The organism is Collinsella sp. i06-0019-1H4 (genome assembly GCF_042849575.1).
Taxonomy (GTDB): Bacteria; Actinomycetota; Coriobacteriia; order Coriobacteriales; family Coriobacteriaceae; genus Collinsella.
Map to the genome: position 1 here is coordinate 1,873,527 of NZ_BAABYB010000001.1, position 19,112 is coordinate 1,892,638.

Sequence of the window (19,112 nt, forward strand, 5' to 3'; positions counted from 1 at the left end):
TTAACCCCCTATTTGGCCTTGTGGCCACGGAACGTACGAGTCGGCGCGAACTCGCCGAGCTTGTGACCAACCATGGACTCGGTAACATACACGGGCACATGCTTGCGGCCGTCGTGGACGGCGATGGTGTGACCAACCATCTCGGGGAAGATGGTGGACGCGCGGGACCAGGTCTTCACGACGTCCTTCTTGCCAGCCTCGTTCATCGCGGTGATACGCGAGAGAAGGCGAGTCTCCACGAACGGGCCCTTTTTGAGACTTCTGCTCATAAGTGCTTTCTCCTAAAACTCGGTATCCGAAATTACTTCTTACGGCGACGAATGATGTGCTGGTTCGAGACCTTCTTCTTCTTGCGCGTACGAAGGCCCTTCGTCGGCTTACCCCAGGGGGTAACAGAGGGACGACCAGAGGTGTGGTTCTTGCCCTCGCCACCGCCGTGCGGGTGGTCGACAGGGTTCATGACGGTACCGCGGACGGTCGGGCGCACGTTCATGTGACGCTTACGGCCGGCCTTGCCGATGACGATGTTGGCGTGATCGGCGTTGCCGACCTCACCGACGGTGGCGCGGCAGGTAACGAGGATGCGGCGCATCTCGGAGGAAGGCATACGGACGATAGCGTACTTGCCCTCCTTACCCATCAGCTGGCAGGAGTTACCGGCGGAACGGGCGATAGCAGCGCCCTTGCCCGGCTGGAACTCGACGGCGTGGATGAGCGTACCGACGGGGATGTCGGCGAGGGGCAGAGCGTTGCCCGGCTTGATGTCGGCGTCAGAACCGGACATGACGGTCTGACCGACCTCGAGGCCCTTGGGGGCCAGGATGTAGCGCTTCTCACCGTCAGCGTAGTGCAGCAGAGCGATGCGAGCGGAACGGTTCGGATCGTACTCGATCGTGGCAACCTTGGCGGGCACGCCGTCCTTGTTGCGCTTGAAGTCGATCACGCGGTAACGACGCTTCACGCCGCCGCCCTGGTGGCGGGTGGTGATGCGGCCGTTGTTGTTACGACCGGCCTTCTTGGGCAGGGGCTCGAGAAGAGACTTCTCGGGCTTGGTGCAGGTGATCTCGGAGAAATCGGAGATCGTCTGCCAACGCCTACCAGCGGAGGTCGGCTTAAGGTGCTTTACAGCCATTACAATCCCTTTCAATAGGAATCCGTTAGCCATCGCAGACAGGGATTCGAGGTTCTGCCTCGGGTGCGATGACACCGGACGTATACACGGTTCCGGGCGTGTCCATTTTATACGCCCAAAACCTTGAGCTCTCGCCTCCCCTATTTGGGAGGCATGAGCTCACTCAACAGCAGCGAGTCTTAGGCCTGGTTGCCAAAGACCTCGATGGTGTCGCCCTCGGCCAGCGTGACGATGGCCTTCTTCCAAGAACGGGTCTTGCCGGCGACATAGCGCACGCGCTTGGTCTTGGGCTTGACCGTCAGGGTGTTCACGCGAACGACCTTGACGCCGAAGATCTCCTCGACAGCGTCCTTGATCTGATACTTGTTAGCATCCTTGGCGACCTCGAACGTGTACTTGTTCTGCTCCATGCCGGAGAAGGAACGCTCGGACACGATCGGACGGATGATGATCTCGTGGGCGGTCATTTATGCAAGCACCTCCCCGAAGTGAGCGGCGATGTCGGCGGGCATCAGCACGGCGTTGTTGTTGACGAGATCGTAGGTGTTGGCCTCGTCGGCAGTGATGATGAACGTCTTGGGAATGTTGCGGAACGACAGGTAAGCATTGACGTCCTCATCGCGAACGATGATGGTCAGACGCTTGCCCTCAAGGCCGAGAGCCTTGAGCATGGCGACGGCAGCCTTGGTGGAAGGCTTCTCGAAGCCGTAGTCGTCGACGAGCACGAGCTCGCCATCGGCCAGCTTGGCGGACAGCGCGGAGCGCATAGCCAGCTTGACCTCCTTGTTGTTCATACGCTTAGCGTAGGAACGGGGCTTGGGGGCGAAGACGACGCCACCGTGACGCCACTGGGCAGCACGGATGGAACCCTGGCGGGCACGGCCGGTGCCCTTCTGACGCCAAGGCTTCTTGCCGCCACCGGAAACCTCAGAGCGGCCCTTAGCGGACTGGGTGCCCTGACGCCAAGAGGCCATCTGGCACTTGACGATGTGGTGCATAACGTGGATGTTCGGCTCGATGCCGTACACCTCAGCGGCGAGCTCGGCCTCGGCGACCTTCTTGCCCTCGCTGTTCTTTACTTCAAACTTTGCCATTTAAGTGTTCTCCTTGGTATGACGCTGGGCTAAATGGGCTGGGCCCTTAGGCCATACGGATGGCGACGAGACCATTCTTGGCACCCGGGACAGCGCCCTTGACCAAGATGAGGTTCTGCTCGGCATCGATGCGGACAACGGAAAGGTTCTTGACGGTAACGCGCTCGTTACCCATGTGACCGGCCATCTTGACGCCCTTGAGGACGCGCGCAGGATAGGCGCACTGACCGATAGAACCGGGGTGACGCTGGAAGTGAGAACCATGCGTCATAGGACCGCGGCGCTGACCCCAGCGCTTGATGCGACCCTGGAAGCCCTTACCCTTGGAGGTACCGATGACGTCGACCTTCTCGACATCAGCGAAATCAGCGACGGTGACGACCTCGCCGACCTTGTGCTCCTCGCCGTTCTCGACGCGGACCTCACGAAGGAAACGGACAGGCTCGACGCCAGCCTTGGCGAAGTGACCAGCCATGGGCTTGTTCACGTTCTTGGCCTTGATGTCGCCGAAACCGATCTGGACGGCGTCATAGCCGTCGGTTGCCTGAGTTTTAACCTGCGAGACAGCGCAGGGGCCAGCCTGGATGACCGTGACGGGAACGACGTTGTCGTCCTCGTCCCAAACCTGGGTCATGCCAATCTTGCGGCCGAGAATCATGCTGATCAAGATATGATCCCAACTCTCGCGTGGTCTTGGGACAATGCGTACACCACCGAGCGTACGCCCCTAGAGGACCACTACTTACACGACGTGCTCCCCAGTCTTGTATTGCGTCCGGACTACCTGACAACCCTATTAAGCAGGCATTTTGTCCAGCCAGAATACTCCCCTGGTTACACACAGCTGTTTAGTATACACGGCTGCGGGCGTATCCATCGAGATTCATATTTCACTCACATTGTTTACGCAGGTAAAGTGCGTGGCACGTTGATGTCTGCTAAACCTTGCTCGCTCAGGCTAATGACTTTGTTGGGGGTCCACTATTTGCTGGAGGGTGAACTTGCATTGCATTGGCTCGCCTTCTGCTTGTGGCTTTGCCTCTTCGAAATCGAAGATCATGATGGCGCAGTTGGGGAGTTTTGCTGGGAGCTCGAAGCCCTCTGGGGCTGCAGCCTTGATGAATTGGCGGCTGGCGCTGCCGTGGCTTACTGCTAGGAGGGTTTCGATATCCTCGGCGCCCATGATATTGGTGAGGGTGTCTACCATGCGCTCCTGCAGGGCATGGCTTCCTTCTCCGCCAAATGGAATCAGGTCCTCGCCGGTGTCCCAGACGTCGGTGGGCAGGGCGTCGTGGGGGCCTTCTTCGAAGGTGCCGTAGCTGCGCTCGATGATGCCTTCGCAGGGCTCGACTGCTGCATCCGGACCGAGGAGTTCGCATGCGACGAGACTTGCCGTGTCCATGGCTCGGCCTAAGGGCGATGAGACCACTTTGTCGGGGACGACGCCATGGACCTTGAGCCATGCGGCGGCTGTCTGCGCCTGTTGACGACCCAAATTGGTGAGCGGTGAATCGCAGCGACCCTGGACGAGTTTTTTGACGTTGAATTCCGTCTGGCCGTGGCGGAGCAGATACAGCTTCTTCATAGTCTCCCCTTCTGTATAACTTGCTTTGCCGGCACAGCCCTACTCGTGGGTATGCCCTACGTAGTCTTCGTCGATCGTAATCTTTGCAATCGACTTGGGGTATTCCGACTCGACCCGTTTCGCCAACTCGTGCTTTAGGTCCTCGGCGCTCATTCGCAGATCCGAGGGTCGCACGCAGTCAAAGATCACGTTAGTGTGCGTAGGACCCGGCACACAGCGCAAATCGTGAATTGAAAGGCGACCATCGATCTCCTGGGCCATGGCGTTGATGCGCAGACGCATGCTTGCCACCTTTGGATCGTCGGTCACGATGGGATCGTAATGGAGTGTGACGATCATGCCGTCTTCGACCCTAAACGACTGCTCGATGTTATCGAGCGTGTCGTGACTTTCCAGCGGGCTGGCCTCGGCCGCCATCTCGGCGTGCGCACTTGCGAACTTCCTGCCCGGGCCATAGTCGTGAACCATTAGGTCATGAACACCCAAAACGCCGGGGTAGCTCATGATCTTGTCTCGGATGTGCTTGACCAGCTTGGGATCGGGTGCCTGGCCCAAAAGGGGGCTCACCGTATCTTGGATAAGCTCAAAGCCGCTCCAGCCAATATAGACGCCAACGGCAAGGCCGACCCAAGCATCAAGATTGACATGCGTCACCTGGGAAACAATCGCGCACGCCAGCACAGCGCCCGTGGCCAGGACATCGTTCTTTGAGTCCTGAGCCGTCGCATGCAGCGTATCGGACTCAATACGGTCACCGAGCTTTTGGTTGAGGGCCGCCATCCAGAGCTTTACGACCATCGAAAGCACTAGAACCGTCACCAGGGCAAGCGAGAACTCGACAGGTTCGGGGTGGATGACGCGCTCAACCGAGGACTTGATAAGCTCAAGGCCGATCAGCAGTACGAGCGCCGCCACGACCAGACCCGAGAGATACTCGTAGCGACCGTGACCGTAAGGATGCTCGGGGTCGGCCGGCTTGCTCGCCAGCTTAAAGCCCAGCACGCTCACGATATTCGAGCTGGCATCGGACAGGTTGTTCATGGCATCCGCCACGATCGAAACCGATCCCGAAACCACGCCAATTGCGCCCTTCGCAGCACATAGTGCCACATTGGCGAGAATACACACAACGCCCGTCAACGTGCCCACGCGCGCACGGTCGCCCTGCGCACGCTTAACAATCCACTCGACCATCTACATCCGCCCCCACGGTACTACCTATATATCTATTGCTCAAACGGATTGTAGTGTAGCCACTTTGTCCCCCAGATACAAAAAAGGCCGCAACCCACACGGGCCACGGCCTTGGAATATGGCAAAGGAATCGTCCTTGTGTCGCACAGGTTTACGCGCTTACTTCGGCCACGCTCTTCGAGGTTTCGGGTGAATCGGCTCCGTCCCCCGTCGCTCGCCCCTTCGTCGGCACCACGCCAAAGCAGTAGCTCAGCGCCGCAGACGCCGCAAATGCCGTGCCGCCGGCAACGCAGCACCACAGCAGGTTCGAAATACCGCCCGTGGCAAAGCCAATGACCATGAGGACATTCGTCATGCCGATGGTATAAGCCGTAACGTGGCCCACGGCTGCAACAAGGCCTCCGACGGCGCCGCCAATGGCCATGCACGTCAGGCACCTGCCATATTTAAAACCGCAGCCGTACAGCGCCGGCTCGCTTACGCCGCCAAGCACGCCCGAGATTGAATAGCCCAGCATGAGCGCCTTCTCATCCTTATCCGCAACGCGGAGCGACGCACCAAAGGGCATGCCCCAAACGGCGAACGTCGCCATTGTCGCGGCAATGAGAATGCACGAATCCGTTCCCACGCTCATAAACTGCGCGTACGCAAGCGATAGGACAACGTTGCTGACGCCCGCAATCTTAAGAAACTCCCAACCCGCGGCAAGCCCCATGAGCGTGAGCAGCGACACGATGCCACCGGAATTGCCAAGCATAAACATAAGTTGGCCCAACAGCATGCCCAGATAGCTGCCCGCCGGCGCCGTAATACACAGCGAAACCGGAACCATAACGAGCATGGTCGCAAACGGAACGAACGAAAACGCCACGGCCTGAGGGATAACGCGCTGAAAGAAACACTCCACTCGCCATAGCACGGGCACCGAGATGAGAACCGGAATAACAGTCGTCGTGTAATCGTTGACCGGCGCGGGAAACAGACCATACACGGAAGTCATCGATGCCGCCGTCGTCGATGCGACATCGACGAGCTTAAGCAGATCGGGCGCAATCAATACGCCGCCCAGCATCATGCCCAGCTGCTCCGAGCAACCGAGCTGGCGGGCGGCCGCCCAACCAAGATAAATGGGCAAAAAGTAGTAGCCGGCGTTATAGAGCCAACTGTAGAACAGGCGATAGATATCGGAATCTGCAGACCACAGACCCAGCATGCCTTCGCCCATAATGACGGCGACGGTGCGGAACAACGCCGCGCAGACAATAAACGGCAGCGCCGACATCATGCTTTTGGACAGATAGTCCACCACGGCCATGGCGTTTGATGAAACCGTCGTTGCAAACGTGGTGTTGGAAACTTGTGACACAGGAACCCTTTCCCAATGTGACATGCGAGCTTTCCCTTTGTCACATCGTGCGGTACTGACCGATTGCGCGGTACTTTTCGTAGCGGAGGTTTGTGAGGGTCGCGTCGTCGAGCTGCCCAAGCGTATCGAAGGCATCAAATGCCGAGGACATGACGGCACCGGCGATCTCCTCATGCGACAGGCCCCTATCGTCAACAATGCCGTCGATGATGCCGAGCGCCAACAGATCGGGGGCCGTGAGCTTAAGCGCCTCGGCGGCCTCATTCGCGCGCTCGGTATCCTTCCACAGGATCGACGCACAGGCCTCGGGGCTCACGACCGAATAGGCCGAGCTCGAGAGCATCAGGATGCGGTCGGCCACGGACAGCGCCAGCGCGCCACCAGAGCCGCCCTCGCCTGTCACCACCGAGACAATCGGCGTCTTGAGGCCGCTCATCTCCATGAGATTCTGGGCAATCGCCTCGCCCTGGCCGCGCTCCTCGGCACCGATGCCGCAAAACGCGCCCGAAGTATCAACCAGGCACAGAACCGGTCGACCAAACTTTTCGGCCTGGCGCATCAGGCGGCGCGCTTTGCGATAGCCCTCGGGATGCGCCATGCCAAAGTTGCGGCGCATACGCTCTTTGGTCGTGGTGCCGCGCTCGATGGCGATGACCGTTACGGGGCGTCCGTTTTTCCAGCCAATACCGGCCACCACAGCGGCGTCGTCTCCAAAGTAACGGTCGCCGTGCAGCTCCACAAATCCATCCAGGCCCAGTGAGATCATCTCACCCGCCGTGGCGCGATCTGCCGAGCGGGTCTGCTTGACAATCTCGAGCGCGGTTTTTGGTGCCGTCGAGCGCTTAAACAAGTGTCCCAGCTTTTTGCCGCGGCGACCCGTATGCACGATCTCGTGCGGTGCCCCCAGACCGGGCGCGTGTCCTTCGTGCAGCGCCAGCAGCTCTCCCACTGTGAGCGCAATCTCGCCACGCGGAACAACGGCATCGCAAAAGCCGTGCTCCAGCAAAAACTCGGAGCGCTGGAATCCCTTGGGCAGGCGCTTGTGCATGTTCTGCTCGATCACGCGCGGGCCGGCAAATGCCGTCAGGGCATCGGGCTCGGCCAGGATAATGTCGCCCTCCATGGCAAAGCTCGCGGTTACGCCGCCAGTCGTGGGATCGGTGAGCACCGTGATATACAGGCCGCCCGCCTCGCTATGCTTTCTCACGGCAGCAGAGATCTTGGCCATCTGCATAAGCGATGTCACGCCCTCTTGCATGCGCGCACCGCCCGAAACGGTAAAGCCGACAACTGGCAATCCCAGCTCGGTCGCATGCTCAAATGTGCGACAGATCTTCTCGCCCACCACGGAACCCATCGAGCCCATCATAAAGTTGGCGTCCATAAAGAAGAGCGCCGTATCGCAACCGCAGATTTTGCCCTTGCCGCACACAACGGCATCGCGCTCGCCCGAATGCTCGACCGCGCTCTTGAGCTTGTCGGCATAACCGGGAAACGAGAGGAAGTCCTCCGACGCCAGATTGGCATCCCATTCCTCAAACGTGCCCTCGTCGACCGTCATGCGCATACGCGCGCGACCGCTCACGCGAAAGTGTTTGCCGCAACGAGGGCAGACCTCGAGGTTGTCGTGCAGACGTGTTTCATCGATCACACGGCGGCACTCCGGACACTTGATAAACACGTGGCGCGCGGGAAACTCGGCGCACGACTCGGTCATCGGCCCCTCGAGGACGTTGACCGTCTTCGCTTTTCTATTCACCAGCATAGAGATGCCCCATCAGATCGGTGTGATACATGCCCGACAAGAACTCGTCGTTTGCCAGCACGTCGAGCTGAAGCTCGCTGTTCTCGCTCACGCCCTCAATCACGAGCTCGCCCAGGGCCGAGCGCATCTTGCGAATGGCGCCGTCGCGCGTGGGCGCACACACGATGAGCTTGCCGAGCATGGAGTCGTAGTACGGCGGAACGTTCGCACCGGTAAACATGGCGGAATCCCAGCGCACGCGCGGACCACCCGGCACACGCAACGCGGTGACCGTTCCGCATGACGGCAGAAAGTCCGGCGTTTCGGCATTGATGCGGCACTCCATGGCGTGGTTGCGGACCGGAACGTCCTCCTGCTCAAAGGGCAGAAGCTGGCCGGCCGCCACGCGCAGCTGCCACTTGACCAAGTCGGTATCGGTCACAAACTCCGTAACCGGATGCTCCACCTGCAAGCGCGTGTTCATTTCCATAAAGTAGAAATTGCCGTCGTCCGAATACAGGAACTCGATGGTACCGGCTCCTTCGTAGCCGACGGCACGAGCCAGGTCGCGCGCGGCCTTGTGCATACGGGCACGAATGTCGTCGTGTCCGTCGAGGCACGGCGCGGGGCTCTCCTCGATCAGCTTTTGGTTGCGGCGCTGCACCGAGCACTCGCGCTCGCCGAGCGAAAACACATGGCCCTGCTTATCGGCCATAATCTGCACCTCAACGTGGTGCGCCGGCGCGACGAACTTCTCCATGTAGCACTCGCCATCGCCAAAAACGGCCTCTCCCTCGGCACGCGCCTCGATGAACGCCTTTGCCGCATCTTCCACGCACTCGACCTTACGAATGCCGCGACCGCCACCGCCTGCACGCGCCTTAATAAGCACGGGGCAGCCGATGCGCTCGGCCTCGGCCGTCGCCTCCTCGGGGCTTTTGAGCAAATCGCAGCCCGGCACGATGGGCACGCCCGCCGCGGCAGCCGTTCGACGTGCGGCGTCCTTGTCGCCCATGTTGTCGATCACCTCGGCCGAGGGGCCGACAAACGCCAGGCCATACTTGTCGCAGTCGCGCACGAAGCTCGCCTTCTCGGAGAAAAAGCCATAGCCGGGATGAATTGCCTTAGCTCCCGACTTTACGGCACAGGTGAGCACGGCATCGTCGTTGAGGTAGCTCTCGGCAAGACGCGGGCCGCCGATACAATACGCCTCGTCGGCAAGTTGCACGTGCAGCGCGTCCGCATCGGCCGTGGAGTAGACGGCGACGGTCTTGATGCCCATATCACGGCACGCGCGGATAACACGGACCGCGACTTCGCCGCGGTTGGCGATGAGCACTTTGTCGAACATGAAGACTTCCTTAACTTTCGTGCATGAGTGCAAAGGACATATCGGCGCGGCAGCAAACCTCACCGTTGACGCTCGCAGTACCCGTCGCAAAGCGGAACGGCCCGCGCGCTCGCGTGATGGAGCACACCAGGTCCACCGTGTCGCCCGGGCGCACCGGACGCTTAAAGCGCACCTTGTCCAGACTCGTGTAGAACGGCGTCGCGCCGCGCGCCTCCTCATCGCCCATCAGCAGCACGCAGCAGTTCTGGGCGAGCATCTCGCATTGGATCACGCCGGGGACCACCGGGTTTCCCGGAAAATGCCCCTGCAAAAAGTACTCGTCGCCCGTAATCGTGATCTTGCCGTGGGCCTCGTCGCCCACCAGCTCGGCTTTGTCGAGCAAAAGCATCGGCTCTCGATGCGGCAACAGCTTCTTGAGCTCTTCTTTGTTCATGGATATCACCTATCCGATCCTCATGAGGCAGCTGCCAAACTCTACGAGGTCGCCGTCGGCCACGCAGATCTCGAGCACCTCGCCATCCGCCTCTGCCGTCACCTCGTTGAGAACCTTCATGGCCTCGATGATGCAGAGCGTCTCGCCGGCCTTGACCTTGGAGCCCACGTGCACAAACGGCTCGTCGCCCGGCGCCGGGGCAGCATAGAAAACGCCGACCATGGGAGCGGTCACCTCGGTGCCCTTGGGCTCCGGTGCGGCGGCAGGCATGGCGACAGGAGCCACCGCCGGAGCAGTCACGGCACCCGGCATAGGCATGGGCACGGCAACCGGCTGCGCGGCGCTCGCGCGCTCGAGTTCGACCGCGGTGCCATCGGGCTCCTCAACGCGTACGCGCGTGAGGCCGCGGTCCTCCATCACATCGGCTATCTCGGCAAGTCTTTTGGAATCCATGCTCTAGCTCCTTGCATATCTACGCAGCGCGATGGCGGCATTGTGTCCGCCAAAGCCCAGATTGGTCGAAAGCGCCCAGGTAAGGTCGGCGCGAACCGCGCGATTGGGCGTGTAGTCAAGATCGCAGGCGGGATCGGGCGTGTGGTAGTTAATGGTCGGCGGCACCACACCCTGCTCGAGCGCCATGGCACAGGCCATGACCTCGATGGCGCCCGTGGCACCGATCATGTGGCCGGTCATCGACTTGGTCGACGAGACATGTGCGGCGCGCGCCGCGTCCTCGCCGAGCGCTCGTTTGATGCCCGCCGTCTCGGACGAATCGTTGAGCTTGGTCGAGGTGCCGTGGGCGTTGATGTAGAGGCCCTCGGAAGGCTTAACGTCGCCCTCGGCCACTGCCAGCGATATCGCACGGGCGATACCTGCCGCATCCGGGTCGGGACTCGTGATGTGGTAGGCGTCATCGGTGTTGCCGTAGCCCACGACCTCGGCGTAAATGTGCGCACCGCGGGCCTGTGCGTGCTCCATACCCTCGAGCACGAGCACGCAGGCGCCCTCGCCCATCACAAAGCCGTCGCGGTCTGCATCGAACGGGCGGCAGGCCGTCGCGGGATCGGGGTTGGTGGTCAATGCACGGCAGGACGTAAAGCCCGCAACGGCATCGGGGATAATTGCGGCCTCGGCGCCGCCCGCGAGAATCGCGTCGGCATAGCCGTGCTTGATGGCGCGGAACGCCTCGCCCACCGCATGGGCAGAAGTCGCGCAGGCAGTCACGACGGGTAGGGTCGGGCCCTTTGCCTTGTGGCGAATCGCGATGTTGCCCGAAGCCATGTTGGGGATCATCATCGCAATCATATAGGGTGATGCACGGCGAGGCCCTCGATCGGCAATCGTGTGGACGTTGTCGACGAGTGTCTGCATGCCGCCCACGCCTGAACCCACGTAGACGCCCAGGCGCTCGCGATCGATGGCATCTTCGACATCAAGGCCCGCATCGTGCATGGCCTCGTCCGACGCCGCCAGTGCAAACTGAACGCAGGGGTCGAGGTGCTTGGCATCGTGCTTACCAAAGTACTCGTTGCCGTCAAAGCCCTTGACCTCGGCCGCCACCTTGACAGCAAACGCATCCGTATCGAAGTGCGTGATCGGGCCGATACCGCACGTGCCGGCGCACATAGCCGCCCAAGTGGCAAGCGCCGTGTTGCCGAGCGGCGATACGGCACCGATGCCGGTGATTGCAACTCTCTGTTCCATCTTGGTCTCCTCATTTAAGCCGTTGATCGGCCCTGGTTTCTACATCGCCATTCCGCCGTCGACGCGCACGACCTCGCCCGTAATGTAGGCCGCCGCATCGCTCGCCAAAAAGCGCACCACGCCGGCCACTTCCTCGGGGCGCGCCATGCGCTTTAGGGGAATCTGTTCCTCGTACGCCGCACGCACCTTATCCGATAGCTTTGCCGTCATATCGGTCTCGACAAATCCGGGGGCGACCGAGTTCACTCGTACGCCGCGGGGCGCAAGCTCGTGCGCCACCGCCTTGGTAAGCCCTATCACGCCCGCCTTGGAGGCAGCGTAGTTGGCCTGCCCGGCATTGCCCATCAGGCCCACAACCGAGCTCATGTTGATGACGCAACCGCCGCGCTGGCGCATAAAGGTCTTGGTGAGCGCGCGCGTCGTATTGAACGTGCCCTTGAGATTGACATCGAGCACGCGATCGAAGGCATCGTCGCCCATACGCATGAGCAGGCCGTCGCGCGTGATGCCGGCGTTGTTGACGAGCGCCCAAATGGAGCCAAAGTCGTTGAGGACCGTCTCCACGCACGTGTTGACGGCGGCGGGATCGGCCACGTCACATTGATATGCGCGCGCCGTGGCGCCAGCCGCCTCGCAGGCCTCGCACGCCTCGCGCGCCGCATCGACGCTGCCGGCATAAACGACGGCGATATCGTAGCCATCCTCCGCCAGGCCCACGGCACAAGCGCGACCGATGCCGCGTGAGCCGCCCGTGACCAGCGCCACGCGGCGCGATCCGTCGCGCTCGAGCGCGCCGTTGTTCAAGTTGCCCATGTCATTCCTTTCGGGTTACAGCCCTGTGAACTATGCGAGCTCGTCGGCAATAGCTGCGACCTGTTCGGCCGTTTCGCACGAATACACGCGAACGTCGCTCAGCGTACGCTTGACCAGGCCCGACAGCGTTTTGCCGGGGCCGACCTCAATAAACGTGTCGATGTCTTGATCCTGCAGAGCATGCAGCGCATCGACCCAGCGCACGGCATGACTCACCTGGTTGGCCAGCACCTCCGATGCCGCCTGCGGGTCGGCCGGATAGGGAGCCGCCGTCATATTTGCCATGACCGGAATCAGCAAAGGGGACGGGGCGTGCCCGGCTTGGATATACGTCGCCAGCCCCTCAGTCGCCTCGGCCATATAGGGGCTATGGAATGCACCCGACACCGCGACCTTCATGGCGCGACCGCCAGCCTCTTTTACCAGGGCGTCAAGGTTCTGCAACGCATCGGGCGCTCCGGCCACAACCGTCTGCTGGGGACTGTTGTAGTTGACCGGCCAGCAGTTCTCGCCGGCCTGTTTTGCCAGGCCCTCGACTTGCGCTGCATCGAGCTTGATGACGGCGCGCATGCCGCCGGGGTGACGCTCAGCCGCCGTGGCCATCAATGCCGCGCGCTCACACACGAGCTCAAAACCCGCTCGTGTATCGAATGCCCCCGCAAAGGTGAGTGCAGCGACCTCGCCCAGCGAGAATCCCGCACAGGCGGCAGGCACCACGCCGCGCTCGCGCAGGGCGACGGCAACAGCCAAGTCGTGCACGAACACGCACGGCTGCGTGTTCTCGGTCTGCGAGAGCTCCTCCTTCGAGGCGCTCCGGCACTGCTCGCTGGTCCCCGGGCGCACCTCGTCGGCAATGGCGAACACCTCGGCGGCCGCCGGCGATACCTCGATCAGATCGACGCCCATCGCGGGGTGTTGGGCGCCCTGGCCGGCAAATAGAAACGCTACGCTACCCATGCAAACACACCCTTCAGGACGCGCTCGGCACCATCGACCAGGTCGTCAACGATTTCACGTGCGCTTTGGCACTCGTTGACCATGCCGGCAATCTGTCCACACAAAAACGAGCCCTCTTCGTAATTGCCGTCCTTGGCGGCCTTGCGAAGGGCGCCCGTGCCCATGGCCCCGAGCTCCTCGACACTTACGCCCGCCGCCTCGCTCTTGGCGTAGGCGTTGGTGAAAGGGCTCTTGAGGGCACGCACCGGGTGTCCCGTCGAGCGGCCGGTCGCACGCGTCGAGGTGTCATTGGCCTTCAGGACCATCTCCTTGTACTCCTCCGATACGGTGCACTCGTCTGCGACCAGAAAGCGCGTACCCACTTGCACGCCTACGGCGCCCAGCATAAAGGCGGCCGCCACGCCGCGGCCGTCGGCAATACCGCCGGCAGCCACGACGGGAATGTCGACCGCATCGACGACCTGCGGCACCAGTGCCATCGTCGAGGTCTCGCCAATATGGCCGCCCGATTCGGTGCCCTCGGCAACAACCGCCGTGGCTCCACGACGCGCCACGAGGCGCGCCAGCGCCACCGAGGCAACGACCGGGATGACCTTGATGCCCGCCTCGTTCCACGCCTTCATGTACTTGGCGGGATTGCCGGCGCCCGTCACGACGACCGGCACTCGCTCGTCAATCACGACCTGCGCGACCTCGTCGGCAAATGGGCTCATGAGCATGACGTTGACGCCAAAGGGCTTATCCGTCTTGGTGCGCAGCTCGTGAATCTGATCGCGCAACCAGTTTGCGTCGGCATTCATGGCCGCGATAATCCCTAAGCCGCCTGCCTCGGACACGGCAGATGCCAGCGAGGCATCGGCAATCCAGGCCATGCCGCCCTGGAACACGGGCTTTTCGATGCCGAGCAGCTCGCAGAGAGGAGTCTTGAGCATCTCTACTTCTCCAATGCCGCCTCAACCGTATCGACGAACTCGCCGACCGTCTTAGGGTTCTCCTCGGTATCGAGCTGAATATCGAACTCGTCCTCGACGGCCACGAGAATCTCGACGGTACCCAGACTGTCGAGGCCGATCTCCTCGAGCGTGGACTCGGGCTTCATCTCGACGTCGTCAAGGCCGGCGGTCTCGCGGATAACGTCGCAAACGCGCTCGAAGGTCTTCTGATCTGCCATGGTAGTTCTCCTTTGTTTGTGCCCTAGGGGCGTTTTTATTTCCTATGTGCGACTACTTCCAACGAAGCAGATAGCCACCTATATCCAGGCCGGCGCCAAATCCAACGAGGGCGATGGTGTCGCCCGCATTCAGTGCGTCGGTACGTGCCAGCCGGTCAAGCGCAAAGGGAATGCAGGCGCTCGAAATGTTGCCGGTCTCGCGCAACGTGCGAACCACGCGCTCGTCCGGCACGCCCAGGCGCTTGATCGCCTGGTTCAAAATTCGCTCGTTGGCCTGATGGAATACAAAATGGTCGATGTCCTCGACCGCGATACTCGCGTCGCAGGCGAGCTTATGGACCGTGTCGCAGATGGCGTTGACGCCGAACTTGAACACGCGGCGGCCATTCATGGACAGCACGCTCTCGCTATCTGCGGAGGCCTTAAACGGCGAGGTACCGACCAGACCGGGAACGCGCAACGTCTCGACATCGGGTGCGGTCGAAAGCTCAACAGCGAGGGGATTCTCTCCCCCAGCCTCTATGACCACAGCACCCGCGCCATCGCCAAAGAGCACGCACGTGGCACGGTCGGTCCAATCGAGCGCGCGCGTCATCTGCTCGGCGGCAATGACCAGCACATGCTCGGCGCGACCGCGGGCGATATAGCCCTCGGCGACATCGAGCGCAAATACGAAGCCGGCACAAGCCGCCGAGACATCGAAGGCAGGGCACGTCGCGCCTAGTCGCTCAGCAACGGCACACGCCTCAGCGGGAACAAGGTGATCACCTGTCGTCGTCGAGCAGACGATCAGATCCAGCTGGCTCGCGTCGATTCCGGACACCCGGAGTGCCCACTCGCTCGCCGCTACGGTAAGGTCGTCAAGTGACTCGGTGGTGCAGACGTGGCGGCTCTTGATACCTGTGCGGGTAAAAATCCACTCATCCGAGGTATCGAGGAACTCGGACAGCTCGTCATTGGAAACACTGCGCTCAGGAAGCGCCGAGCCTGTTCCAAGAATCGTGAAACCCATCACTAACCTCCTTTGAGTTGTTGACGTGTTTACATCGACCAAGAGAGGATAGCGCAATTTTGTCGTTGTTGACGTGTTAACATTAAATTGTCCAAATGCGACAAAGGCTTCACATTGTGTCTATCTCTCGAGACCATTGCGTTATTCACTTATTCATTAAGGAGGTGGCAGCCATAATGGATGCCAAATTAACGATAGTCGACGTAACCGGATCGACCAACGATGACCTGCTCGAAGCAGGAAAACAGGGAGCGCCGCACGGCACAGGACTTGCCGCCCGGGCTCAAACAGCAGGACGTGGCCGGCGCGGGCACAAGTGGGACTCAACCGTCGGCAACTTATTGCTTTCGATTGTCCTGCGCCCATGCGTTAATCCTGCAAAGTTCTCTGGTCTTGCCGCCGTCAGCGGCCTAGCGGTGCTCGAGGCGCTCGAAAAACAGGGTCTTGCAAACGAAATTGGCCTCAAATGGCCCAACGACCTGGTCGCGCGTGAACGCAAACTCGGCGGCATTCTGGTCGAGGCCGCACGCGATAACGAAGGCAAACCTTTCGCCGTATGTGGCATTGGCGTCAATGTGAACTATGCGCCCCAAGAGGTGCCCGATGGCGGCTTGCCGGCAATCGATCTCTCGGACCTTAACGAGAACGTTCCTGCCGTCGACATGCTCCTCGATGAGGTCTATCACGCAGTTATAGACGCTGTAGATGCCTGGGCAGAGCGCCTCAACGCCAAGGAAAAAGACGCCGGTCCGCTCGCGCCCGTCCACGACGAATATATCGCTCACCTCAATTGGATTGGGAAGCACGTTATCGCCCGCTCACCCGCTGGAGACGAGCTGGCACGCGGCATCTTTAAAACCGTTGATGCCTTTGGTCGCGCGTGCATCGAAACGGAAGACGACTTGCGATCCTTCCATTTTGAGGAGGCATCGCTGCGTCCCGTGAGCGAATAGGGCGCCGCAGCCACCTACTCGTCAGCATTGTCCGACAGTCCAAACCACCATTCAAAACAAAAGGGCCCCGCTACCGTAACGGCAGCGGGGCCCTTTAAGCTATGAGCGATATCGCTTAGAGCTTGATGTCGATGTCGACGCCAGCGGGGAGGTCGAGACGCATGAGCGAATCAACGGTGCCCGAGGTGGGGTCGAGGATGTCGATGAGGCGCTTGTGGGTGCGCATCTCGAACTGCTCACGGGAGTCCTTGTTCACGTGCGGCGAGCGGATAACCGTGTACAGGTTGCGCTCGGTGGGCAGGGGGACAGGACCGGAAACGCGAGCGCCGGTCTTCTGAGCGGTCTCGACGATGAGCTTCGCGGACTGATCGACGACCTCGTGATCATAGCCCTTGAGGCGAATGCGGATCTTCTGGGTAGCCAACTTAAACCTCCAAAGAGTGCGAGAGATGTTCTCGCGGATTACGTAACAGGGAGCTCAAACTTAGGCGTTCTTGCTCATGACCTCGTCCACGATGGACTTAGGCGCGGGCTCATAAGAGTCGAACTGCATCGTGTAGGATGCACGGCCCTGGGTCTGGGAGCGAAGGTCGGTAGCGTAACCGAACATCTCGCCCAGCGGCACCTTGGCACGGATGAGCTTGCTGTTCTTGCGATCCTCCATGCCCTCGATCTTGCCGCGGCGACCGGAGAGGTTGCCCATAACGTCGCCCATGTACTGCTCGGGGGTCTCGACCTCGACAGCCATGATCGGCTCGAGCAGCTGCGGATCGGACTTCTTGAGGGCGTCCTTGATAGCCATGGAGCCGGCGATCTTGAAGGCGGCCTCGGAGGAGTCGACCTCGTGGTAAGAACCGTCGAACAGGGTGACCTTAACGTCGAGGACCGGGAAGCCGGCGATAACACCGGTGTTCAGGGCCTCCTGGATGCCCTTGTCGATGGACGGGATGTACTCCTTGGGCACGACGCCGCCGACGATAGCGTTGACGAACTCGTAGCCGAAGCCCTCCTCCATCTTCTCGAGCTTGATGACAGCGTGGCCGTACTGACCGCGACCGCCGGACTGACGGACGAACTTGCCCTCAGCCTTCTCGACGTCGTGACCAGCGGTCTCGCGGTAGGCAACCTGGGGCTTACCGACGTTAGCGTCAACCTTGAACTCGCGGAGCAGACGGTCGACGATGATCTCGAGGTGCAGCTCGCCCATGCCGGCGATGATGGTCTGGCCGGTCTCGTGGTTGGTGGACACCTGGAAGGTCGGGTCCTCCTCGGCGAGCTTGGTCAGAGCCAGGGACATCTTGTCCTGCTCGGCCTTGGTCTTGGGCTCGATGGCAACGTCGATAACGGGCTTAGCGAACTCGATCTTCTCGAGGACGATCTCCTTGCCCTCGGCGCACAGGGTGTCACCGGTGGTGGAGTTCTTGAAGCCGACGCAAGCGACGATGTCGCCGGCGGCAGCGTCGTCACGGTCGATACGCTCGGCGGCGTTCATCTCGAGGATGCGGCCGAGGCGCTCGCGCTGACCGTTGGAAGCGTTGACCACGTAGGAGCCGGACTCGGCGCGGCCGGAGTAAACGCGGACATAGGTGAGCTTACCGACGAACGGGTCGGTCATAATCTTGAAGACCAGGCCGGAGAAGGGCTCGTCGAAGGAAGGATGACGCTGGATCTCCTCGCCGGTATCCGGATCGGTACCGGTGACGGCCTCAACGTCGAGCGGGCTGGGCAGGTAGTCGACGACAGCGTCGAGCAGCTCCTGAACGCCCTTGTTCTTGTAGGCGGAACCCACGAAGACGAGGTTGAGCTCGTTGGCCAGAACGCCCTTGCGCAGAGCAGCCTTGAGCTCCTCGACGGTGAAGTCCTCCTCCATGAGGATCTTCTCCATGAGCTCGTCGTCAAAGCTGGCAGCAGCGTCAAGGAGCTCCTCGCGCTTGGTGGCAGCGATGTCGGCAAACTCAGCCGGGATCTCGTCCATCGGCTCGGGGTAGGTCATACCCTTCTCGTCGGCCTTGAAGTCCCATGCAGTCATGGTGACCAGGTCGATGACGCCCCAGAAGTTGTCCTCGGCGCCCATCGGGACCTGAGCGGCCACGGCGTTAGCGTCGAGACGATCCTTCATGGTCTCGATAGCGTTGAAGAAGTCAGCGCCCACGCGGTCATACTTGTTGATGAAGGCGATGCGGGGGACGTTGAAGGTGGAAGCCTGACGCCAAACGGTCTCAGACTGGGGCTGAACGCCGGCAACGGCGTCGAAGACGGCGACAGCGCCATCGAGGACGCGCAGGCAGCGCTCGACCTCGGCGGTGAAGTCAACGTGGCCCGGAGTGTCGATGATCTGGATGCGGTAGTCCTTACCGTCCTTGTTCCAGAAGCACGTGGTAGCAGCGGAGGTAATGGTTACGCCGCGCTCCTGCTCCTGAACCATCCAGTCCATGGTGGCAGCACCCTCATGGACCTCACCGATCTTGTGGGTCTTACCGGTGTAGTAAAGAATACGCTCGGTCGTGGTGGTCTTACCGGCATCGATGTGAGCCATGATGCCGATGTTACGGGTATCGGAAAGCTTGTACTTAGGCTTAGCCATGTTAGTTCCTTACCTTAAC

Annotated in this window: 21 protein-coding genes; 1 reads left to right on the plus strand and 20 read right to left on the minus strand. The window is 61.0% G+C overall.

Annotation, left to right across the window (positions count from 1 at the left end; translation table 11 throughout):
- Positions 1-8 precede the first annotated feature (8 nt).
- From rpsS to ACGHEN_RS08350, 18 genes are all read right to left on the minus strand, one after another.
- Positions 9-269 (minus strand): 30S ribosomal protein S19, encoded by a 261-nt coding sequence (rpsS, locus tag ACGHEN_RS08265; RefSeq protein ID WP_006235035.1) that lies wholly within the window; start codon positions 267-269, stop codon positions 9-11.
- Positions 270-301: 32 nt separating this feature from the next.
- Positions 302-1,132: a 50S ribosomal protein L2 gene (gene rplB / locus ACGHEN_RS08270; protein ID WP_117583062.1), complete on the minus strand. Its 831-nt coding sequence runs from the start codon at positions 1,130-1,132 to the stop codon at positions 302-304.
- A gap of 179 nt (positions 1,133-1,311) precedes the next feature.
- A complete protein-coding gene (gene rplW / locus ACGHEN_RS08275; protein ID WP_006235033.1) occupies positions 1,312-1,599 on the minus strand; it encodes a 50S ribosomal protein L23 in 288 nt (95 codons plus the stop codon).
- Entirely contained in the window at positions 1,600-2,226 is a 627-nt protein-coding gene (gene rplD / locus ACGHEN_RS08280) for a 50S ribosomal protein L4 (protein WP_006235032.1), read from the minus strand. It abuts the gene before it with no gap.
- Positions 2,227-2,272: 46 nt separating this feature from the next.
- Positions 2,273-2,893, minus strand: a complete 621-nt coding sequence (gene rplC / locus ACGHEN_RS08285; protein WP_035137484.1) for a 50S ribosomal protein L3 — start codon at positions 2,891-2,893, stop codon at positions 2,273-2,275.
- Positions 2,894-3,184: 291 nt separating this feature from the next.
- Positions 3,185-3,811, minus strand: a complete 627-nt coding sequence (locus ACGHEN_RS08290; protein WP_390398699.1) for a histidine phosphatase family protein — start codon at positions 3,809-3,811, stop codon at positions 3,185-3,187.
- A gap of 39 nt (positions 3,812-3,850) precedes the next feature.
- Complete coding sequence (locus ACGHEN_RS08295) at positions 3,851-5,005, minus strand: cation diffusion facilitator family transporter (protein ID WP_390398701.1); 1,155 nt, start codon at positions 5,003-5,005, stop codon at positions 3,851-3,853.
- A 151-nt stretch (positions 5,006-5,156) separates the two neighbouring features.
- Entirely contained in the window at positions 5,157-6,371 is a 1,215-nt protein-coding gene (locus ACGHEN_RS08300) for a hypothetical protein (RefSeq protein ID WP_390398702.1), read from the minus strand.
- Between the two features lie 40 nt (positions 6,372-6,411).
- A complete protein-coding gene (accD, locus tag ACGHEN_RS08305) occupies positions 6,412-8,136 on the minus strand; it encodes an acetyl-CoA carboxylase, carboxyltransferase subunit beta (protein ID WP_390398704.1) in 1,725 nt (574 codons plus the stop codon).
- A complete protein-coding gene (locus ACGHEN_RS08310; RefSeq protein WP_390398706.1) occupies positions 8,123-9,466 on the minus strand; it encodes an acetyl/propionyl/methylcrotonyl-CoA carboxylase subunit alpha in 1,344 nt (447 codons plus the stop codon). Before ACGHEN_RS08310 ends, accD begins: the two co-directional genes overlap by 14 nt.
- Positions 9,467-9,476: 10 nt before the next feature.
- The gene (fabZ, locus tag ACGHEN_RS08315) at positions 9,477-9,899 is read right to left on the minus strand and encodes a 3-hydroxyacyl-ACP dehydratase FabZ (RefSeq protein WP_390398708.1); all 423 of its coding nucleotides are present in this window, start codon (positions 9,897-9,899) and stop codon (positions 9,477-9,479) included.
- Positions 9,900-9,908: 9 nt separating this feature from the next.
- Positions 9,909-10,352: an acetyl-CoA carboxylase biotin carboxyl carrier protein gene (accB, locus tag ACGHEN_RS08320; protein WP_390398711.1), complete on the minus strand. Its 444-nt coding sequence runs from the start codon at positions 10,350-10,352 to the stop codon at positions 9,909-9,911.
- A 3-nt stretch (positions 10,353-10,355) separates the two neighbouring features.
- Complete coding sequence (gene fabF, locus ACGHEN_RS08325) at positions 10,356-11,603, minus strand: beta-ketoacyl-ACP synthase II (protein WP_390398713.1); 1,248 nt, start codon at positions 11,601-11,603, stop codon at positions 10,356-10,358.
- A gap of 39 nt (positions 11,604-11,642) precedes the next feature.
- Positions 11,643-12,416 (minus strand): 3-oxoacyl-[acyl-carrier-protein] reductase, encoded by a 774-nt coding sequence (gene fabG / locus ACGHEN_RS08330; RefSeq protein WP_390398715.1) that lies wholly within the window; start codon positions 12,414-12,416, stop codon positions 11,643-11,645.
- Positions 12,417-12,446: 30 nt separating this feature from the next.
- Positions 12,447-13,373: an ACP S-malonyltransferase gene (locus ACGHEN_RS08335; protein WP_390398717.1), complete on the minus strand. Its 927-nt coding sequence runs from the start codon at positions 13,371-13,373 to the stop codon at positions 12,447-12,449.
- On the minus strand, positions 13,361-14,305 hold the full coding sequence (fabK, locus tag ACGHEN_RS08340) for an enoyl-[acyl-carrier-protein] reductase FabK (protein WP_390398719.1): 945 nt from the start codon (positions 14,303-14,305) through the stop codon (positions 13,361-13,363). The genes ACGHEN_RS08335 and fabK overlap by 13 nt, the downstream gene beginning before the upstream one ends.
- 2 nt (positions 14,306-14,307) lie before the next feature.
- Positions 14,308-14,544 (minus strand): acyl carrier protein, encoded by a 237-nt coding sequence (locus ACGHEN_RS08345; RefSeq protein WP_117797419.1) that lies wholly within the window; start codon positions 14,542-14,544, stop codon positions 14,308-14,310.
- Between the two features lie 52 nt (positions 14,545-14,596).
- Positions 14,597-15,556, minus strand: a complete 960-nt coding sequence (locus tag ACGHEN_RS08350; protein ID WP_390398720.1) for a 3-oxoacyl-ACP synthase III family protein — start codon at positions 15,554-15,556, stop codon at positions 14,597-14,599.
- A 176-nt stretch (positions 15,557-15,732) separates the two neighbouring features.
- Between ACGHEN_RS08350 and ACGHEN_RS08355 the strand changes: the two genes are divergently transcribed.
- Positions 15,733-16,509: a biotin--[acetyl-CoA-carboxylase] ligase gene (locus ACGHEN_RS08355; RefSeq protein WP_158565175.1), complete on the plus strand. Its 777-nt coding sequence runs from the start codon at positions 15,733-15,735 to the stop codon at positions 16,507-16,509.
- A 115-nt stretch (positions 16,510-16,624) separates the two neighbouring features.
- Here the strand turns inward: ACGHEN_RS08355 and rpsJ are convergent, their stop codons facing one another.
- Together rpsJ and fusA are read right to left on the minus strand one after the other, a co-directional pair.
- Complete coding sequence (rpsJ, locus tag ACGHEN_RS08360; protein ID WP_022094184.1) at positions 16,625-16,933, minus strand: 30S ribosomal protein S10; 309 nt, start codon at positions 16,931-16,933, stop codon at positions 16,625-16,627.
- A 60-nt stretch (positions 16,934-16,993) separates the two neighbouring features.
- Entirely contained in the window at positions 16,994-19,093 is a 2,100-nt protein-coding gene (gene fusA / locus ACGHEN_RS08365) for an elongation factor G (RefSeq protein WP_022094183.1), read from the minus strand.
- Positions 19,094-19,112 lie beyond the last annotated feature (19 nt).